At 50.8% G+C, this 19,808-nt stretch carries 13 protein-coding genes and 3 pseudogenes; 6 read left to right on the top strand and 10 right to left on the bottom strand.

Translation table 11 applies throughout. The features are described from left to right. Positions 1-534 precede the first annotated feature (534 nt). Complete coding sequence (locus LY264_RS25835; RefSeq protein WP_249457703.1) at positions 535-1,485, bottom strand: IS110 family RNA-guided transposase; 951 nt, start codon at positions 1,483-1,485, stop codon at positions 535-537. A 187-nt stretch (positions 1,486-1,672) separates the two neighbouring features. Here LY264_RS25835 and LY264_RS25830 point away from each other — a divergent pair, with 187 nt between their 5' ends. The 6 genes and pseudogenes from LY264_RS25830 (at position 1,673) to LY264_RS25805 (ending at position 6,968) form a co-directional block, all read left to right on the top strand. Next, a complete protein-coding gene (locus LY264_RS25830) occupies positions 1,673-2,281 on the top strand; it encodes a TetR/AcrR family transcriptional regulator (RefSeq protein WP_004393990.1) in 609 nt (202 codons plus the stop codon). Then, positions 2,278-3,429: an efflux RND transporter periplasmic adaptor subunit gene (locus LY264_RS25825; RefSeq protein WP_022652304.1), complete on the top strand. Its 1,152-nt coding sequence runs from the start codon at positions 2,278-2,280 to the stop codon at positions 3,427-3,429. Before LY264_RS25830 ends, LY264_RS25825 begins: the two co-directional genes overlap by 4 nt. Continuing rightward, the gene (locus LY264_RS25820) at positions 3,426-4,631 is read left to right on the top strand and encodes an ABC transporter permease (RefSeq protein ID WP_022652303.1); all 1,206 of its coding nucleotides are present in this window, start codon (positions 3,426-3,428) and stop codon (positions 4,629-4,631) included. The genes LY264_RS25825 and LY264_RS25820 overlap by 4 nt, the downstream gene beginning before the upstream one ends. A gap of 1 nt (position 4,632) precedes the next feature. Beyond that, positions 4,633-5,343 (top strand): ABC transporter ATP-binding protein, encoded by a 711-nt coding sequence (locus LY264_RS25815; RefSeq protein ID WP_022652302.1) that lies wholly within the window; start codon positions 4,633-4,635, stop codon positions 5,341-5,343. Between the two features lie 28 nt (positions 5,344-5,371). Continuing rightward, positions 5,372-5,812: pseudogene (locus LY264_RS25810) on the top strand (hypothetical protein); the annotation flags it as partial. A 151-nt stretch (positions 5,813-5,963) separates the two neighbouring features. Further along, a complete protein-coding gene (locus LY264_RS25805; protein ID WP_000427623.1) occupies positions 5,964-6,968 on the top strand; it encodes an IS110-like element IS4321 family transposase in 1,005 nt (334 codons plus the stop codon). A gap of 363 nt (positions 6,969-7,331) precedes the next feature. On the opposite strand, the gene virK is transcribed toward LY264_RS25805, so the two are convergent. The 9 genes and pseudogenes from virK to LY264_RS25760 all read right to left on the bottom strand — a co-directional run bounded on the left by virK (position 7,332) and on the right by LY264_RS25760 (position 19,474). Next, complete coding sequence (gene virK / locus LY264_RS25800; protein WP_153754015.1) at positions 7,332-8,288, bottom strand: virulence factor VirK; 957 nt, start codon at positions 8,286-8,288, stop codon at positions 7,332-7,334. A gap of 4 nt (positions 8,289-8,292) precedes the next feature. Continuing rightward, positions 8,293-9,381, bottom strand: coding sequence for a putative hexosyltransferase CapU (gene capU / locus LY264_RS25795; protein ID WP_153754016.1), 1,089 nt, complete (start codon positions 9,379-9,381; stop codon positions 8,293-8,295). A 2-nt stretch (positions 9,382-9,383) separates the two neighbouring features. Continuing rightward, positions 9,384-10,175 carry a polysaccharide deacetylase family protein gene (locus tag LY264_RS25790; protein ID WP_172694119.1) on the bottom strand — a complete coding sequence of 264 codons (792 nt, stop codon included), beginning with the start codon at positions 10,173-10,175 and terminating at the stop codon, positions 9,384-9,386. 367 nt (positions 10,176-10,542) lie between these two features. Beyond that, entirely contained in the window at positions 10,543-11,784 is a 1,242-nt protein-coding gene (locus LY264_RS25785) for an IS91 family transposase (protein ID WP_153754018.1), read from the bottom strand. Then, a pseudogene (locus LY264_RS25780) lies at positions 11,744-11,863 on the bottom strand (hypothetical protein); the annotation flags it as partial. The gene LY264_RS25785 and the pseudogene LY264_RS25780, both read right to left, overlap by 41 nt. Beyond that, positions 11,859-12,761: pseudogene (locus LY264_RS25775) on the bottom strand (Tn3 family transposase); the annotation flags it as partial. The pseudogenes LY264_RS25775 and LY264_RS25780, both read right to left, overlap by 5 nt. 253 nt (positions 12,762-13,014) lie before the next feature. Continuing rightward, positions 13,015-14,292, bottom strand: coding sequence for a DUF2254 domain-containing protein (locus LY264_RS25770; RefSeq protein WP_153754019.1), 1,278 nt, complete (start codon positions 14,290-14,292; stop codon positions 13,015-13,017). 63 nt (positions 14,293-14,355) lie between these two features. Further along, entirely contained in the window at positions 14,356-16,353 is a 1,998-nt protein-coding gene (locus LY264_RS25765) for a BCCT family transporter (protein WP_153754020.1), read from the bottom strand. Between the two features lie 499 nt (positions 16,354-16,852). Then, complete coding sequence (locus tag LY264_RS25760) at positions 16,853-19,474, bottom strand: TrlF family AAA-like ATPase (protein WP_153754021.1); 2,622 nt, start codon at positions 19,472-19,474, stop codon at positions 16,853-16,855. Positions 19,475-19,808: the final 334 nt, after the last annotated feature.

Here is a 19,808-nt window from a genome sequence, read left to right as displayed (position 1 = left end):
CCGCATAGCGGGAGGATATTGGTTCTGATGCTGTCGGGGATGGGGTCCGGGAACTGTCGGTGCCATGATGATGTGATGGACTGATAGCATCCGATCAGTTATCCACCTTTCGGAAACCTCTTCCTGCAACAGGGTATGCTGTCTTGTGTTCAGTATCATGCAGTAAACCGTCATGCGCAATACCATCAATTTCCGCGCATTCGGTTCCGGATAAAACGTCAAAAAAGCGGTCCGGAATCTGCCTGATAAGCCAGCTAGGGGACGTCTCAGAAAACGGAATCTATGGTCACTCCCGTTTTTGCAACACCGATTTTGACGACAAGTTGGCTTGCTTGAATCTATCCGGCGTCTGAATGGGATTTTATTCCCGCGCCTTGATGAGTTCCGCGCCTGATGAACCTCCAGAAAATATACGGCTTCAATGAGCCTTTCCGTTTTACAGGTTCCTCAACAGGCCGGTGGGCCGTTAGTATCATCAATATCAGTATTCGCAAAACCAGATCAGTAATTCTTTAAACCGGTGTATTTCTGCCGTTATGCTACATAAGTTTGCTGTCGTGCCGTTAGGGCCCAGGCTATTCTGGCCAGCTTGTTTGCCAGAGCACAAGTGACGACAAAGTTGCTTTTCCGGCACAGTAAATCCCTGACCCAATCGGCCAATTTGCCAGACTGGTGTTCCAGTTTTTGTATGAATACCCTGGCACATTGAACCAACAAAGTTCGGATCTTTTTATTACCTCGCTTACTAATTCCCAGCAATGTCGTCCCTCCCGTGCTGTACTGCCTCCCGTCGCCAATCTCAGTTGAAATAGTACTCGCTGTCAGTGTTCCGACGCAGGGAATGCTCAGCAAGCGCTGTCCAACCTCATCTTCGTCCAACTTTCGTTTCAACTGGGATTCCAAATCTTTAATCTGCTCAACAAGATAGTGATAATGCTGTTGTAATTTCAGCAATAACTGGCTGAGGTAAAGAGGCAAACTATTATCCTCAAGAATGGTACTCAGTCGGCTAATAACGGCAGCTCCTCGGGGAACGCTAATGCCAAATTCCAGCAGAAAAGCATGCATTTGATTGGTTGTTTTTACCTTATCCTGAACCAGGGATTCACGGACACGATGCAGAGCCCGCATTGCCTGCTGAGATTCCGTTCTGGGCTGCACAAAACGCATAGACGGACGCGATGCAGCTTCACAAATAGCTTCGGCGTCGACAAAGTCGTTTTTATTGCTTTTAACGAACGGGCGGACAAATTGTGGTGATATCAGCTTTGGGGAATGCCCCAACTCTTCCAACTTGCGTGCCATAAAGTGAGAACCGCCACAGGCTTCCATTGCGATGGTTGTAGCGGGGCATGTCGCCAAAAATTCGATCAACTTTGGCCGGGTAAATTTTTTACGGTAAACAGCCTTCCCGCGACGATCCTGGCAATGAATATGGAAAGAGTTTTTACCCAGATCGATACCAATGAGCGCAATGTTTTCCATGATAGTTCTCCGAATGAAAGCCTGTCCTCAGCATAGTACCGGGAAGGAGGGAGTGACCATCTCATTAAATAAAGCACGTTAAGCCCATTGCAGACTCTAGATATTGACGAGTACGTCGGGTTTTCTCTTGTTTGAGTTGCCTCTTGTGGTAAGATAGTAATCAATTACTATCTTACAAGGAGTGCTCGTGGACACCCATCCAAAGCATCTGCCGGCCGATGAACGTCGTGCCGTAACTGTCGAGTCCGTCGTGGCGCTTGCCGGTTCACAAAACCCAAGCGAGATAACCACTGCGGCTATCGCTAAACACATGAACTTGACCCAGGGTGCGCTGTTTCGGCACTTCCCGAACAAGGAAGCCATTTGGCAGGCGGTCATGGAGTGGGTAGCAGAGCGCCTATTAGCCAGAATCGATCGATCCGCACAAGGAATCGAGTCGCCCTTGGCAGCCATGGAGGCGATGTTCATGAGTCATATCGAATTCGTAGCTGAGCACCCAGGCGTGCCAAGAATGATGTTTGGTGAGCTTCAGCGTGCCGAATCGACACCGGCCAAGCGCATGGTGCAAACCTTGATTCAGCGCTACGGCGAACGTTTGCATCGTCTCATCGAGAAAGGCAAGGCCAGCGGCGAGTTGTCTCCCTCGCTTGACAACGAGGCGGCGGCAACGCTGTTCATTGGCACGATCCAGGGCTTGGTCATGCAATCGCTGTTGGCGGGTGATGTGGGACGTATGCACCGCGATGCGCCGCGCGTCTTTGCAATTTATCGGCGTGGCATAAGGAGTGCGCAATGAAAAAGTTACCCTTGCAAGGCCGCACCCTGGCACTGCTTGCCGTCATCATTCCTTTGCTGGTGCTTTTTATTTATGTCGGTCTGCGATCAGGGCCGCTCGCCCCGGTCGCTGTGACGGTGGCAAGCGTGGAATCACAGGCTATCACACCGGCGCTGTTCGGCATCGGCACGGTGGAGGCGCGCTACACCTACAAGATCGGACCGACGTTTGCCGGGCGCGTCAAACGCCTGGAGGTGCATGTAGGCGACCAGGTCAAGGCCGGACAGGTGCTCGGCGAGATGGAGCCGGTCGACCTTGATGATCGGGTGCGCTCACAGGAGTCTGTATTCAAGCGGGCGGAAGCGGCTTTGCGCGAGGCAGAAGCCCGGCAAGCCTACGCGCAAACCCAGGCGCGCCGCTATGAGCAATTGTTTGCGGTGCGCTCGACCAGCGAGGAAATCGTCACCACCAAGCGGCAGGAACTGCAGATCGCCGATGCCGCCCTATCCGCCGCTCGGGAAGATATTGCCCGGGCACGCTCCGACCGCGAAGCACTCGTCGCGCAGCGGAGCAATCTGCGCCTGATCGCGCCGGTCGACGGTGTAGTCGCCGTGCGCGATGCCGATCCCGGCACGACCATCGTCGCGGGCCAGGCCGTGGTGGAAGTGATCGACCCCAAGAGTTTGTGGATCAATGTGCGCTTCGACCAGATCAGCGCATCGGGGCTGGCTGGGGGGCTGCCGGCTCATATCGTCCTGCGTTCGCGTGGTGGCCAGACCTTGAAAGGTCGCGTGCTGCGGGTGGAACCCAAGGCCGACGCGGTAACCGAGGAAACGCTTGCCAAGGTGACATTCGATAACAAACCAGAACCTTTGCCACCAGTGGGTGAACTGGCCGAAGTCACGGTTGACTTGCCGGCGCTTCCGGCCGCTCCACTGATCCCCAACGCTGCCGTCCAGCGTGAAGGCGATAAAGTTGGTGTCTGGCAAATCGTGGATGGTGATCTGCATTTCTCCCCGGTCAAGCTCGGCACTTCCGACCTCAATGGTTACGTGCAGGTGCGCGAAGGGCTCAAGAATGGGGACCAGGTTGTGACCTATAGCGAAAAGGCACTGACGGCGCGCAGCCGCATCCATGTGGTCGAGCATATCCCGGGAGTTTCACGATGATCAGCCTGGCCGGCCGCGACATTCTCCATGCCTGGGGGAAATTCGTCTTCACCGGCATCGGTCTGGGTCTGCTGATCGGCGTCACCCTAGTCATGGCTGGGGTGTACCGAGGCATGGTGGACGACGGCAAGGCGTTGCTCGACAACAGTGGCGCTGACCTTTGGGTGGTGCAAAAGGATACTCTGGGTCCTTATGCGGAGTCGTCCAGCCTCAACGATGACGTGTATCGCGCCATTCTCGCCATGCCGGGAGTCTCACAGGCAGCGAACGCGACCTACCTGACCATGCAGGTACGCAAGGGCGAGAGTGATGTACGCACCATGGTGGTCGGCATCGCGCCCGGTGCGTTGGGGGCTACACCCGGATGGCCTCCTTATCTCGTCGCTGGACGCCAGATCACGCGCGGTCACTACGAGGCTGTGGCCGACATCGCCACCGGCTTCAAACTGGGAGATCGTCTTGCCATTCGCCGCAATCATTACACCGTCGTGGGGCTGACACGGCGCATGGTGTCGTCCAGCGGCGACCCGATGGTATTCATTCCGCTCAAAGATGCCCAGGAGGCCCAGTTCCTCAAGGACAACGATGCCATCTGGCAAAGCCGGCGTCGCACCGAAGCCAACCCGGTCTTCAATCGACCCGGTGATCCAGGTTTGCTGGATGCCGTGATTGCTTCACAGAGCAGCAACGCGTTCGTCAATGCCGTGCTGGTCACTCTGAAACCTGGTCATGCGCCGGACGAGGTTGCCGAATCCATCCAGCGCTGGAAGCGTTTGACGGTCTACACCCGGGCACAGATGGAAGACATCCTCGTCGGCAAGCTGATCGCCACCTCGGCCAAGCAGATCGGCATGTTCCTTGTGATTCTGGCCATCGTTAGCGCGGCCATCGTTGCCTTCATCATCTATTCGCTGACGATGGACAAAATCCGTGAGATCGCGGTGTTGAAGCTCATCGGCACACGCAACCGAACCATCGCCGCGATGATCATGCAGCAGGCGCTCGCCCTGGGCGTGATTGGCTTCGTGGTCGGCAAGATCACAGCCACCTTTTCAGCACCGGCTTTTCCAAAATATGTCCTGCTCACGCCAATGGATTCTGTCGCCGGTTTTTTTGCCGTGCTCGTGATCTGCGTTCTAGCTAGCCTCGTCGCCATTCGCATAGCACTCAAGGTTGATCCGGCCGAAGCCATTGGAGGTTGAGATGAGTAGCAAAGGGATACACATCGAAAGTTTAAGCAAGCGGTATGGCGATGGTGACACCGCTGTCTTTGCCTTGAGAGACGTGAATATGCATGTTGCGCCTGGTGAAGTGGTGGGACTGATCGGCCCTTCCGGGTCCGGCAAGAGCACGCTGCTCAAGTGTCTGGGTGCGGTGATCGAACCGACCGCCGGTCGCATGACGCTGGGCGATGAAGTGATCTACGCCGATGGCTGGAAAGTCCGCGACCTGCGCGCCTTACGGCGTGACAAGATCGGTTTCGTTTTCCAGGCGCCGTACCTGATTCCGTTTCTCGATGTCACCGACAACGTGGCGCTGCTGCCGATGCTTGCAGGCGTCGCGAATGGAGAGTCGCGCGCGAAGGCACTGGAATTGCTCACAGCGCTTGATGTGCAACACCGAGCTCGCGCAATGCCCTCGCAACTCTCCGGTGGCGAGCAGCAACGGGTCGCCATCGCGCGCGGACTGGTCAATCGTCCGCCGGTGATCCTGGCCGATGAACCCACTGCGCCGCTGGATTCCGAGCGCGCCATGGCTGTAATCCGCATCCTCAACGACATGGCCCGGAAGTTCGAGACCGCCATCATCGTCGTCACCCATGACGAAAAGATCATCCCCACATTCAAGCGCATCTACCACATCCGCGACGGCGTGACCCATGAGGAAGCTGGCGAAGGGCGGGAGTTCGAATGAGAGAACGATTGAATTACAGGAGAATTTCATGACCCACCGCAAACACAGCCACGCATTTGGAACTATCACCCTGACCGTTACGGCCTGCCTGCTTTTATGGGGTTTTCTGTTGCCAGCTTGGGCTGGTGACGCTACCCAGGTTGAGCCACTGGCGCTACGCAAGATCATGCAGGAACTCGGGCGCAACATGCAGGCTATTACCGGTGCGATTTCGCAGGAGGAATGGGTTCAGGTCGTTCAGCTCGCCCCAAAAGTTGCTGCACACCCCGAGCCACCGCTTACTGAAAAAATGCGCATCCTTGCTTACCTCGGCGCTGATGCGACCAAGTTCAGAAACTTTGACGCGCAGACTCACGAGGCGGCGCTGGCCATGAAGCTGGCTGCTGCGAGCAGCGACGGCAAGGCGGTGATCCAATCATTCGCCCTATCTGTCCCCGCTGGGGTGGGAGCATATCAACCTGACCGGCGATTACCTATGGCGCAGCAGTGCCAAGGTCGGTGCGGGGAAGTTCAGGCCATTGCGACCGCTGCCACCGGCTTAGCGTGCTTTATTTAATGAGATGGTCACTCCCTCCTTCCCGGTACTATGCTGAGGACAGGCTTTCATTCGGAGAACTATCATGGAAAACATTGCGCTCATTGGTATCGATCTGGGTAAAAACTCTTTCCATATTCATTGCCAGGATCGTCGCGGGAAGGCTGTTTACCGTAAAAAATTTACCCGGCCAAAGTTGATCGAATTTTTGGCGACATGCCCCGCTACAACCATCGCAATGGAAGCCTGTGGCGGTTCTCACTTTATGGCACGCAAGTTGGAAGAGTTGGGGCATTCCCCAAAGCTGATATCACCACAATTTGTCCGCCCGTTCGTTAAAAGCAATAAAAACGACTTTGTCGACGCCGAAGCTATTTGTGAAGCTGCATCGCGTCCGTCTATGCGTTTTGTGCAGCCCAGAACGGAATCTCAGCAGGCAATGCGGGCTCTGCATCGTGTCCGTGAATCCCTGGTTCAGGATAAGGTAAAAACAACCAATCAAATGCATGCTTTTCTGCTGGAATTTGGCATTAGCGTTCCCCGAGGAGCTGCCGTTATTAGCCGACTGAGTACCATTCTTGAGGATAATAGTTTGCCTCTTTACCTCAGCCAGTTATTGCTGAAATTACAACAGCATTATCACTATCTTGTTGAGCAGATTAAAGATTTGGAATCCCAGTTGAAACGAAAGTTGGACGAAGATGAGGTTGGACAGCGCTTGCTGAGCATTCCCTGCGTCGGAACACTGACAGCGAGTACTATTTCAACTGAGATTGGCGACGGGAAGCAGTACGCCAGCAGCCGTGACTTTGCGGCGGCAACAGGGCTTGTACCTCGGCAGTACAGCACGGGAGGTAGGACGACATTGCTGGGAATTAGTAAGCGAGGTAATAAAAAGATCCGAACTTTGTTGGTTCAATGTGCCAGGGTATTCATACAAAAACTGGAACACCAGTCTGGCAAATTGGCCGATTGGGTCAGGGATTTACTGTGCCGGAAAAGCAACTTTGTCGTCACTTGTGCTCTGGCAAACAAGCTGGCCAGAATAGCCTGGGCCCTAACGGCACGACAGCAAACTTATGTAGCATAACGGCAGAAATACACCGGTTTAAAGAATTACTGATCTGGTTTTGCGAATACTGATATTGATGATACTAACGGCCCACCGGCCTGTTGAGGAACCTGTAAAACGGAAAGGCTCATTGAAGCCGTATATTTTCTGGAGGTTCATCAGGCGCGGAACTCATCAAGGCGCGGGAATAAAATCCCATTCAGACGCCGGATAGATTCAAGCAAGCCAACTTGTCGTCAAAATCGGTGTTGCAAAAACGGGAGTGACCATAGATTCCGTTTTCCAAGCGGACCCCAAAATGACGAAAGCAGGTATGCCTGAAAGCGTGCGTATTGCCTGAAAACACAACCCGCTACGGGGGAGACTTACCCGAAATCTGATTTATTCAACAAAGCCGTCCTGATGTTCTGAGTTTACAGGATATGCATCCAAAGAGCGGATAGTAGTTTCATGGATATAATTCAGCAAAGCGTATCGTTTTCGGTACTCAGAGCGTTTTTTACTGGCTATATCGCTTAGCGGCTTTCGAACCACCTGTGTTGGTAATCTGTACCAGTCACCACAGGTTTTTCCTGCTACAGACTCCCAGAAATCACTGTAGACCGCAACAAAGGTTTTGCGTTTCTGATACCGGTATCTCAATTGCCGGAAAACATGACTGTGCTCACTGACTGCCAGACACTCAGAGACATTACAAGCTTTCATCAACGCACAAAATGCTTCAAAAATAATCCGTTTTGGGAAAAGCCCATAACAGGCCCGGGTTGCGCACCGAATAACATCAGGTCCGGTATTTTTAGGGGCTCCCTGCAATCCGCCAATAAAAGCGGTGTATCCATTTTGAGTCAGAATGACTGAAAATGTTAACCGGGCAATCACTGTTTTATTGAAAAACAATGACAACGTCAACTCTCCTTCCCGGTCAAAACCACTGGGAGAACACTGGATATCAAAATTCTCTCCATCTTTCCCGATGAATTGGACTAATGATACCGATTTTTGTGGAAACAAAAATTCAGAATATTTTTCTGGCAAATTTTGCACAAAGCGATAATGCTCAAGAATATATTGTCCCCGGGTCCAGGCGCTTCCCCCTTTATGCAAATAAGGGCGATGAATTCTTGCTGGCAACGTGGGGTGTATTGCCAGAATATCCTCAATGCACTGCAAGGAACGCAGTTCGTAATAATATCGAATACTGGCAACCGGATTTATAGCACATCGCAAAATGTACATGAACCGAAATTTTCTGTGTTCCCACTTCCCCGGTAGTGAATCTGAGGAAAAAGCAATCCTTTTAAGGAAACCGATAAATGATAAGTTACTTACAGAAAACATATTGTTACTTGTGCTTCGCTAATGTGAGAATTTTTAACGCAGTTTTATTAATATCAAACCGCTCTTCTATATCCTGTTTTGCCAGGCGAGCCATCTGATAAAAACGCCCAGGGTCATTAAAAAAATCATTCAGGGCGCACATCCATGCGTGCTTATTACCTGCTGGTAACAATGTCCCGGTCTGGTTGTTCTGAATAACATCAGGGATTCCACCAATCTGATTGGCCACTACAGGCACAGAAAATGCCGATGCTTCTGCCAGTACCATACCAAAAGATTCGTTTTCTGAAGGCAGAACCACCAGACTGGCAACCCGATATACGGGGGCGGCAGGAAAAACATTGTCAGCAATAAAAACATCATCATGCATGCCCATACTGCCAATCTGATACTGTAAATGCTCCCGCAGTTCAGGCGAACCAAACCCCACAATCAACCAACAGAACTGTCGTCCATTCATTTTTAAATGGAACAGTAAATTCAACATAAATTCGTGCCCTTTTTCCGGGCGCAACATTCCTACCAGAGCAATAACGGGGCATCCCCTTCGGGACGCCAGCCAGGAAAGAACACTCGGAGGCAAACTGTTTCGGGAATCAACGTATAATTTCTGGAAATCAAAGCCTGGAGGCACAACAGTAACCCGAGTTCGACATCCTTCCTGCTCCAGATGTGTCTTCATACTTGTTCCGGGAACAATCACCTCATCGCAAAAATGATTTATTGAAAAAACTTTTGTTTTTCGTGTCAAATATGTCTTTTGCCTGATAATTCTGAATGGATGTTTCCTGGTGAATAACCGTACCAAACCAACAATATTGCTATCATGTCCACTGTGACAAACGATTGCATCGGGCTGAAAACTATGAACTATTCCGAGTAATCTCCATACAGTAGGAATGTGAAGACTGTTTCGAAATAACGCGAATGTGATATCAATTCCAAACTTACTGGCTTCAAAAGCAATTTTGCTGTTTTCCCTGCAGACAAGCATAACTGAATGCCCCATTTTCTTCAGGGCCTTCATTTGAGCAACAGCCTGTAATTCCTGACCACCTATATTCGGTGATGATTCCGTAAATAGTATATTCATTATTAATCATCCGGTAATCTTGGCCCCTTATGAAGGGCCAGCAACGATGAAAAAAACGGTCTTGTATAATAAAAAAGTCGTCTTTTCAGCCATGCACAATTCTCCCGTTCCTTGGTGCTTATTCTTCCTATCCGAGCAGTTCCTTTAGCAGGAGCATTCATTCTTCTTTCTGTTGTATATAAATAATAGAATCCAAGTTCTTCAGCGACCTGAATATAATCCTTGTTATAATAACCTTCCGGCCAACACAAATGTTTACTGCATTTCCCTGTCATTTCTTTTAAATATTCTTTCCCGCTCAATAAGTCCTGTCGAAGATGTTTACACTGTTCTTCTCGTGAACTGAACTTTTTATCCCAACGTGTATGAGTATGCGTATGAAGATGAAATTCGACCAGACCAGATTGCAACATTTCGTTCACTTCAGACCAGCGAAGCATAACATTATCAGCATTCCCGGTTGCTATTTGATGTTCGCAATCGCGATGAGAATATTCCTTTCCAGGAGAGTGACGAACCGGACCATTCCCAATAAAACCGGTAATTAAAAAAATATGTGCTTTAAGATTAAACTCTTTTAATAAAGGATATACCTGAAACCAGTTGTCAAGGTATCCATCATCAAATGTCAACATAACGCTTTTACGGGGAAGTTTTCCACCCCGATAAAAAAACTCCAGTTCATCTGATGACAGTGTTTTCCAGTTGTTTTCAGCCAACCATTTCATTTGTTTCCGGAATGTCTCGGGAGAAAGTGTAACCAGCCCAGGGCAATGGCTGACATGATGATACATTAATACCGGAACATGATTTGCCTTAAACAAAAGCCCCCTCCGTTTAAAATTTAACGTTTCTGGAACCCAGCAAGCAGAGATAAAAGGAAAACCCTATAAAGCTGCTGGATTTCATATGCTACTAAATCAAACATCAACAATTTATAAACAATGTTATCTTATCATTTCTTTTAAAAACGGCTCACTAAGAACCTTGACGTATAGTAAATTGAAAAACTAGGCGATACTGCTGTCCGCAACTTATGCCTCGTGCGGTAAACCGTTTTTCCCATCACTCCGGTATTTCTCTCTACACGAGGTCGATTTTTATACCGCGGCGGGCTGTTTTTTATACTCCCCCCCGAATTACAGGCACATTTATTCTGCATCAGCCTGGGATATACCTCAGCAGACTGATATCCCGCGCATTTTTCTTCAGCCCTGCCACATTCAGCCCCGATATTGCACGACGGTAGACCATCCTGCCTCCACACAGCACGCATTCAAACGGGTCTCGCCGCAGGAACTGCTTACTCATCTGCGCATAGCACACCTTCGGCTCCGGTTTTTCCATCCCCAGCGCGCTGTAGACCACCGGCAGCTTTTCTCCGCACACCCGGTTGGCCAGAAAACCAAAATAGCGCACCATCCGTAAAAACTTCTCCGGGATGTGCTGTTTCAGCAGCGCCACGATTTCCCGCTGCGTCAGCGTTTCCGTGGCCTGCTTTCCCGTATTGTGGTCGTGGTAGCGAAAGATCAGCATGGTGCCTCCGGCATAGTGTGCCAGCCGCGAGCCTGCAATCGGCGGCTTTTTCAGGTAACGGCCCAGGTATTTCACGGTGTTTTTGCCCCCGACCGTCTTTTTTGACATGTATACATGCCAGTAATCGCCGCCGGTGGTCAGAACCAGGCTGCGCCACTGTGATTCGGTGGTGATATGGGTGAGAGAGGATGGTATTGCAATACTTTCAGACCAGACGCTCAGCAGCAACTGGCGGATATTACACATCCAGCGGGTGCGCATGGCATCCTTGCGGAAGCTGATTTTCTTCCACTTTCCGAGCGCATTGATGCCGCCGCAGGTGGCAGATACGTGGACATGAGGGTGCCAGTTGAGACGACGTCCATAAGTGTGAATCGCGCAGAAAATACCGATATCCAGCGCCCTTTTGCCGGCGGCATTCAGCAGGTTATCGACAGCGAGGCGGCAGAGGTCGTTGAGCAGCCAGCGGTTGACCTCAAACAGAGTCCACAGCGAGTCGGGGAGGGTGAAGACCAGGTGTATCCAGTCGCAGTCCGGCAGGCGGTTAAGCTGAGCGGCAATCCAGAGGTCAGTGGCCTTTTTCCCGCAGGAGGGGCAGGTACGGCTGTGGCAGGCGTTGGTGATATATTTAACATGGTGGCAGTCAGGATTATCGCAGCCATATTCCTTCACGCCGCCGATGCGGGTCCCGCAGGCGAGCATTTTGGTGACGGCTTCGACTTCGATACCGCGCAAACCACCGGCGTCGAGGAAAGACGTCCAGCACTGGTTAGCCGTGAACAGTTTTTTAAGCGGGCGGGGGCTGAAACCGGAAAACACGGGTAGATTAATCCCCGGCTTCCTGCAGTCGGGCAAGAGCTGGAGCATCGTGGCGGTGCCCGAGAATGGCGCTGGCGACCATCGCCGGTGGCGGGTCCATGGGCTTCATCAGCTTAATCCAGTACCATTATGGCGCGGGCAAGCACTTGACGACTTTCACCTTTGTTAAGGATGGCATGCGATCTGCGACGTAAGCGGGTATCAAGCAGCCAGTCACAGATAAAAATAGAGCGTTCAATACGTCCCATTTCACGCAGGGCTTGGTTGAGCCTGTTTTGTCTGGGGGAGGCAGCCAGCTTTTTTAGTATCAACGACGGTGGCATCAGACCAGCTCCGATCGAAGCCTTAAGCCGCAGCACTTCATCCCAGCGTTGCTCTATAACATCCATCCTGGCCCTTCCGGCAATCAGAGCATCAAGTGGCCTGTACTCCTCTGAGGGCGTAATGACGTACAGCCTGCGACTCCCGAGGTTGTGAATGCGGGGTATGAGCCTGTAGCCAAAGGAGTGAAACATCGAAAATGTTGTTTCAGTCGCACCGGCAGTATCAGTGGCATGCTCATGAATCTCCACAGAACTTTCGTTGTGAAGCAAACCGTCGAGTACGTAAGGCGCCTCACTCTCAGAGGCCAGGATCATTCTGGAGAAAAAGGACGCAAACCAGTTCGACAAAAAGCCATAAATCGACGCGCCTGGCCGCTTGCCGTATTTTGCATTGTATTCAAGGCTGGCTTCACCCCGTCCGCCAGCCGGGAAGAACTGTCCGTCCGAGGATGATACGTGACCATCCCCCCAGATTGCGGCAAAAGGATGGTCCTGCTGCGCGTCGACTAGTACCGAGGTGGTAGATGCATAGATTGCAGCGCGTAAATGACGCTCCACCATGACCATCATCCGGTGAATGGTGACATCCCGTGAACTCTGTGCCATTCGTTCAGCTCCGGCATTCATTGCATCTGCAAGGATCGCTGCCATAAGCGCTGCTTCGTCTTCTGCCTGTTCTCCGGTGCGATAATGGGTGAAACAAATTCCCGGCAGCGACAATGTGGCTTCATATGCCACTGGACTGGAGTATTGCCTGTCGCCATGACACCATTGAAGGCTGGATTCTTAAATTTTCTAATCGAGGGCTGTGCAAAATTAGCTACGTCCGCTTCACGCTGTGAGTTCAATAATTGTGTTGCGTCCATCAGTTGAAATCACAGCTCAAAGTAGACGCTCATTCTCACTGGAATGCTTTGCTTTCACCTTGCCAGAGGACAAATCCTTTGTCCCGCAACTATGGTTTTTTATTAGGATTTTCGCCACTGAATAAATTATAATAAATTGATTTTATAAGATATTCGTCATGGGCTATATGATCAGTACGAGTTGCATGCTCTAATGTTTCAGATGCCAGTATATGTGCGGCTTCAGCAAACATCCCAGGCCAACCCTTACTCAGCATAGACAGTCCTTTAAGGACTCTTATCTGAATCTCCCTCATACTCGCACCATCACGTGCAACAGGTAAGAAAAAGTCTTCCAGTAGGTCTTTGATCTGAAGTGGCGCAACATGTACTGAAGGATATATCACTTCAGTTTCATCTATTTTATTCTGCGCGTAAGCGGAGAGTATTCGAACACCTCTGCCAATGACATCAATCGCAGTACCGGGATCGTTTACTGCGGGCGAAAGGGCCCTGCAGGCTATTTCGGCCATGACGCTGAGACAGAATCGGGGATCCTGAGCAAATGAACGCACATCCGAGACAATGATCGTTTCAAGTAAATCGGTACAGATTGATGACTCCTGACCAGAACTCAGGTACAAAACTGGCATCGATGGATGTATGAAACTGCCTGGCTGCGCCACAAGATATACATGACGAGGATCATTGCTCAGCAGACTGCCGAGCTTGACCATGTCAATATATTCAACATAGCCAATTTTCTCCGGATATACGGCAACAGTTCCTTTTGGTTGTTCATTGTTCTCAAGCCATGGATATCCGCCAAGACATGGACTTTTTGCTCTCGCAATAAATGTCTCGATCGCCGCCTGTTCTACTTTTGCTGTTGTCTCACCTACCCTGCCCAGAGAGGTCAAATGCTGTATCCAGCGAAGCAATGTGATGATTATTAAGGCAATGACAACCAGTGTTACAATGAATAAAATGACTCTACCCCTTTCTCCGTAGGCTCCCATATTGAGGGCAATAATCCCTACCAGGCTGAAGAGAAAAGAACCGATAAAAGTGGCCAGTACATTTTGTGTGGTTACGTCTTCTACAACTAAACGCGTGGCTCTGGGCGTCACATTAGTAGTGGCTGAACCGTAAGCGGTGACCATGATACTCAGTGAAAATGTGGTCACCGCCAGCATACTCGATGCCAGTATGTTCAGAATATTATCAACTGCTTCCGCACCAACCTTCACTGATACTGACTCTGGGATCATTGATCTAAAAAGAATAGATAAAAGGGCCGTTATTATTGCTACCATTGCGAATAACGTTGCCCTGAACCATAGCTTTTTAAGTGTCTGCCTGAGAATCCATTGCCAGCGTGAAATCATTCAGCATATCCTTGTATTAAGTTCGGGAAAATAAATGCCGCCCGGCAGGACGGCATTTTTGTATTAACGAACGAGGTGCAGGAAGTGCAGGTGTTTTTCGTACTGGTCCAGTATGTCATTAATCAGCTGTTCCTGATTCCAGCCCATCACATCATAGTTTTGACCGCCTTCTTTCAGATAGACCTCAGCGCGATAATATCGATGTTGCTCAGCTTGCTGCTCGTCATTGTCCATTGCAGCCATGGCGAAAGCCGGTGAGTTATAGCCACGAAGTCTCACTTCATAAATAAAGTTCAGCTCATTGCCCAAATCGACTTCAAGCCGAATTCGTTCGTCATCAGTATCACTTATATGGCTTATCGTTCCCTGTTTATTCAGTTCTTCCTGAACCAGCGTCATGGCGGGCTGGATAACGTCGCCCATAAAGCGTTTCACAAGAGAGCGCTTTGGCAGATAAGCGATATTGCGCAAGCGTCTCTGCCATGGAATCGGGTTACGCGCTGCAGTCGGAGCAATAGTCGCCATGCTCAGGCTTTCACGCTTGGTCAAATCCCGACGCAGGGCTTTTAATAATCCGTATATGGATATCAGTAAAATCACTGAGAAAGGTAATGCGCTCGCTATTGTCACGGTTTGCAGCGCGCTCAGTCCCCCCGCAATCAGCAGTGCGATTGCCACAATCCCCATGAGCGAGGCCCAGAAAATTCGCTGCCATACAGGCGTGTTAGCGACGCCACCCGATGCCAGCGTATCAACAACCATTGCCCCGGAGTCAGCCGAGGTGACAAAGAAGACAATGACCATCGCCATTGCAATAAATGACAGCACGGAAGAAAACGGGAAATGCTCCAGGAAATTAAACAGGGCCAGCGCGACATCCTGCTGAACGGTATTGGCGAGATCAGCCGCCCCCTGGTTCATAATGAGATAGATTGCGCTGTTACCAAACACCGTCATCCACATGAGCGTGAAGCCGGCGGGAACAAACAGCACGCCGGTGACAAACTCGCGAATGGTTCGACCGCGCGAGACTCTTGCGATGAACATCCCCACAAACGGCGACCATGAAAGCCACCATCCCCAGTACAGTAATGTCCAGCCCCCCAGCCAGTTGCTCGACTTAGGTTCATACGCATAAAGGTTAAAAGTTTTACTCACCAGTTCAGAAAGATAACCGCCCGTATTTTCCACAAATGACTTCAGCAGAAGCACGGTTGGTCCCAGACACAGGACCAGCGCCAGCAGCAGCACTGCCAGGCCCAGGTTGAGCTCAGACAGTATACGTATTCCCTTGTCCAGGCCGGACACCACCGAAATCGTCGCTAAACCAGTGATGACAACGATTAGAATCACCTGCACCGTTTCATTAATAGGCACCCCGAAAAGATGATTCAAACCAGCATTCACCTGCAAAACACCGTACCCCAGCGATGTCGCAACGCCAAAGACGGTGCCAATAACGGCGAAAATATCAACCGCATGGCCTACAGGTCCGTATATGCGCTCGCCAATAATGGGATAAAGTGCGGAACGCAGCGTTAAAGGCAGACCGTGACGGTAACTGAAAAAGGCCAGGATCAGTGCCACAATGGCATAGATTGCCCATGCGTGCAGGCCCCAGTGGAAGAACGTCAGGCGCATTGCTTCCTTCGCTGCCGCAACGGTCTCTGGAGTGCCGACAGGAGGTGAAAGATAATGCATCACAGGTTCAGCAACGCCAAAGAACATCAGGCCGATCCCCATCCCTGCCGAGAAAAGCATCGCAAACCAGGAGTGATAGCTAAAATCAGGCTGTGCATGGTCCGGACCCAGTTTGATATCACCGTAGCGTGAGAGTCCCAGGAACGAGACACTCAGTAGAATCAGGGCCACTGCAAGGATGTAGAACCAGCTGGCATTCGTGAAGATTTGTTGCTGAAGTAGTTTAAAATTTTTGTCGGCGACATCCGGGAATACGGCGGCAAAGGCGACAAGAAGGAAAATTAACAAAGCAGATGTAAAGAATACCGCTTTGTTAATCTGGCTTTTAGACTTCTTTTGGATTGTATCATTTTCACTCATAATCATTTATTCCATTAATTAAAATCCGCACTGTATAGAGGGTACTACATCTCAAAGATTAGCAAACTTCAACTTACGATGCGGCGTCAATCGGAATGCAGAGTGCAAGAGTGGCCATACAGATATCCTGTTGATAGTCTGCCAGCCGTCTTCTGGAGCATTTGATTTGCATAAATTGCATCAGATCTGGGGATTCACTTTGATTAGAGCAATATTGAGAATGACTTACTAACGTCTGATGTTGCGTAAAGCGGGCTTTAAGGATGGTCGCAATGTCAGAGGTAAGGACAGACGTTCAGGATGCAAATAATCAGTGCCGGTTCGTCGCTGATTTTCCTTCAGGCTGACTTGTCCAAAACGAGTAACAATCGTCTACCTATCCTCTCCAAAATGGAAATAATTCTTCTCAACTCTCTCGCAGATCCGAAAAGCGGTATAATCGGAAAATTGAAAAAGCCGCATTTGCGGCTTTTTCTGCATGCCCTTAAGCATGATGGAATCAGGTTTTGCTGAGCCACGAGCCATAAACTTCCCTGCGTCGCTCGAAGGCCTCACGCCCTCCCTCCATCACAGAAATGATGTGCTGTTGTACAGGCGGGGCATCCACGCCGCCAGCGGATGTCTGGATCTTTCCGCCTGCATATTTACAGGCACAAACATTCTCTGCATCTCCCAGCACCGGGATGTTGGCATTATGAGTGGCAAAGATAAACTGGGTACGGGGTTTCATTGCCCGGATGATTTTAATCACGTCGTCATAAATCGTCTGATTGTCCAGGTCGTCTTCGGGCTGATCGATGATAACCACATCATTATCCTGCTGATTCAGAACAAACAGCATTAAAGCGGAGGCGCGCTGACCCAGCGAATGTTGTTCAAGGGGCTTACCCCGGAATTCAATGGTGTAGGTATTCGGGATCTGCCAGACAATCAGCGATTCTATCTGCTGTTCCAGATACATGCTGAATGTCTCTGCAGAACCGCTGATAATCCCCGGCAGTTTATCCCTGTTCAGCCAGAGCTCGCCAAAATCTCTGAAGCTGTCAGCCACGGTCTGGTAGGTACTTTCCCGCAGCCGGCTGCCGGTGAAGGCCTCTTTCAGAACGGCCTGCATGGCTTTTTTGTCGTTTGCAAAGCACGGCACGATCTTCAGAGGCGAACCGGCCTGGCTGATGCCGGCCAGTACGGCTTCAATTTCCTGATATTCTTCCACCCACAGTTCATGTAATCGGCTCAGCGCTTCTGTCAGATTTTTCTCCAGTAACGCCTGACTGCTTTTAGCCCGGGTCAGCTCGGCAATTTTCTGTTGCGCAAGTTCCAGCCCGGCCTTCAGCTTCAGAAAGTCAGCCGGATCGGCTTTTTCCACGCCTGCCAGCCGCAGCTCTTCAGCTAGGCCACGCTCTATTTCGGCAAATTCCTCCGTCAGCGCCAGCTTTTTCTCCAGAAAAGCCTGCTGCTTCGTATCGAGTTCTCTGAGAAGCCGGCGGGCGCCGTCCACGATGGTGTTCAGGGAGCCGAGATGCGCGGTAAAGCGGTCATATCCCTCACGATAATCATCAATATCCGCCTGGTTATGGGCGGACTCATGTTTCTGATCCTGCTTCAGCTCATCGAGTTTTTCCCTGATCACGTCCTGCAGACTGTCCAGCGCCCGGGTTGCCCGTGCAGTGGTACTGCTGAGGTAGCGCTCATCCCGTCCGAAGGTGGTCTGACGCGCCAGTTTTTCTTCCATACCGTGCTGGGCATAAAAGCGCAGGCGAAACTGCGCATCCTTCTCTTTCGCCTGCCATTCACAGAGTGTTTCTCCTGATGTTTTCAGACGACGATACTCGCGTAACCTGTCAAGGACGGCGTCTTCCTGCTGGCGGATTTTGTTCCGCACGGCGGCCAGGCGCTCCCCGACCAGTTTTTCAATCAGGTCATGTTCAAATCCGGCACCGGTATTGGACAGATCTTTCTGGCCAAAATACACCGGCTTGTGCAGCACCGTTTCCCGCAGCGCCACCCCGTGCCGGGCCTGTCCGTCAAAAATGACCTGCGGCTCCTGACCGAAGATACGGACTATCTGATAGGCCCGCCCGTGACGGCATACGGCCTCAACGGTAATCTTCCCCCCGCTTTTGAGTAAATTACTGACCAGATTTTCTTTGTAATCGCGGTCAGAAGCCTTCTCGCCAAAGGGAATGTCCAGGGCATACCGGATCCCTTCAAGGATGGAGGATTTGCCGCTGCCGCGGATCCCTATCAGGGTGTTCAGCTCCGGAGATAATTTCACCACAGTTCCGCCCAGCGAACCGGCTCCCTCGAATGCTATCTGGCGGATATGGCTGTGGCTCAGTGCCGGTTTCTCCCTGCTGACGCGGTGCGGGAAATCCTGCAGCGCAAAGCGGACAGCCTCAAAACTGTAATCCCCCAGTTTCAGATAGCTGGCGACTTTTCTGACACCAATGTTATCCAGCGTTTTGGCATCGCATCCCTGGACTTCGGCAGGATAGCGTTCACCGAGCACGCCCTTAATTTTGATCCGCAGGTCGTGGGTCATCACCTTCTGAAATCCCGTCACGCGCCGGCGGATAAGCTCGTTATCAAAAAGCTCCCCAATCCTGCCAGGGCTCAGCCCGCCCCATAATCCGTTAGGGGCCTCCACGTGGGCAAACACAATAAAGTAATCCCGTTCGTACCGGTCAAGGCGCTGGATGGTCTGTGTGATATTTTCTGTTGAACGGGCATTTTCGTTCTCAAAATTATCAACGCCCGCAAACGTGGCCGTCAGGAAACTTTCAATATGGTTTGTCTGCTGCGGATTGATAAACCACTCATCAGCAAACACCACGAGCGTATGCACACCGGCCTGGCCATCATTAACGGACAGCTCCACGCCGGGAAGCAGCTCCATACCTTCACGGCGCGCGGCTTTGCGCAGTGCCTTAAACTCACCGGGATCGAATTTATTGTGATTGGTGATCACGCCGACGCCCACTCCAGCCGCTTTCAGGGCACTGACGTAGTCGCGAATATATCTGTCGGACTCTCCGGCATAGCGAAATTCTTTATCTGCACGGGTATGAAGATGAAAATCTACCTTGACCCAGCAGGAGCCATTCTCAAATACAGGATACATTCCTTGATACCTTTATTCAGTTGCTGATGAATGCCCGAAGGCTTTGAATAATTTTATTCATATTACGGCGATCCCGTACCGGCTTCATTTTATTTCCGTCAAGGGTTAATCAATATTTGATCTGAACCCGAAGCGCATGTAACGGGTTACGCATGAGAGGGGCGGCTTTCTTTTTCGGTGTGCTGATTTCTGCAACAGAGTGTGATGATTGTTGCCTTTCAGGCAATAATGTAATTAAAGCAACAATAACTGATAATTATTGCTCCAGTAGTATTAGTTTCTTTCTCTTCTCGCAGAGATCCGAAAACCCCTGGTTCCGGATCTTCCTCACCCG

Source organism: Citrobacter portucalensis (genome assembly GCF_023374935.1).
Classification (GTDB): domain Bacteria; phylum Pseudomonadota; class Gammaproteobacteria; order Enterobacterales; family Enterobacteriaceae; genus Citrobacter; species Citrobacter portucalensis.
The sequence above is the reverse complement of the archived record's forward strand: the minus strand, read 5'-3'. Positions and strand labels throughout refer to the sequence as shown.

Excerpts from the sequence above, each read along its gene's own strand:
- LY264_RS25835 (WP_249457703.1), bottom strand. The coding sequence starts at position 1,485 with ATGGAAAACATTGCGCTCATTGGTATCGATCTGGGTAAAAACTCTTTC.
- LY264_RS25825 (WP_022652304.1), top strand. The coding sequence starts at position 2,278 with ATGAAAAAGTTACCCTTGCAAGGCCGCACCCTGGCACTGCTTGCCGTC.
- LY264_RS25820 (WP_022652303.1), top strand. The coding sequence starts at position 3,426 with ATGATCAGCCTGGCCGGCCGCGACATTCTCCATGCCTGGGGGAAATTC.
- LY264_RS25815 (WP_022652302.1), top strand. The coding sequence starts at position 4,633 with ATGAGTAGCAAAGGGATACACATCGAAAGTTTAAGCAAGCGGTATGGC.
- LY264_RS25805 (WP_000427623.1), top strand. The coding sequence starts at position 5,964 with ATGGAAAACATTGCGCTCATTGGTATCGATCTGGGTAAAAACTCTTTC.
- virK (WP_153754015.1), bottom strand. The coding sequence starts at position 8,288 with ATGTTTTCTGTAAGTAACTTATCATTTATCGGTTTCCTTAAAAGGATT.
- capU (WP_153754016.1), bottom strand. The coding sequence starts at position 9,381 with ATGAATATACTATTTACGGAATCATCACCGAATATAGGTGGTCAGGAA.
- LY264_RS25790 (WP_172694119.1), bottom strand. The coding sequence starts at position 10,175 with ATGTATCATCATGTCAGCCATTGCCCTGGGCTGGTTACACTTTCTCCC.
- LY264_RS25785 (WP_153754018.1), bottom strand. The coding sequence starts at position 11,784 with ATGCTCCAGCTCTTGCCCGACTGCAGGAAGCCGGGGATTAATCTACCC.
- LY264_RS25770 (WP_153754019.1), bottom strand. The coding sequence starts at position 14,292 with ATGATTTCACGCTGGCAATGGATTCTCAGGCAGACACTTAAAAAGCTA.
- LY264_RS25765 (WP_153754020.1), bottom strand. The coding sequence starts at position 16,353 with ATGAGTGAAAATGATACAATCCAAAAGAAGTCTAAAAGCCAGATTAAC.
- LY264_RS25760 (WP_153754021.1), bottom strand. The coding sequence starts at position 19,474 with ATGTATCCTGTATTTGAGAATGGCTCCTGCTGGGTCAAGGTAGATTTT.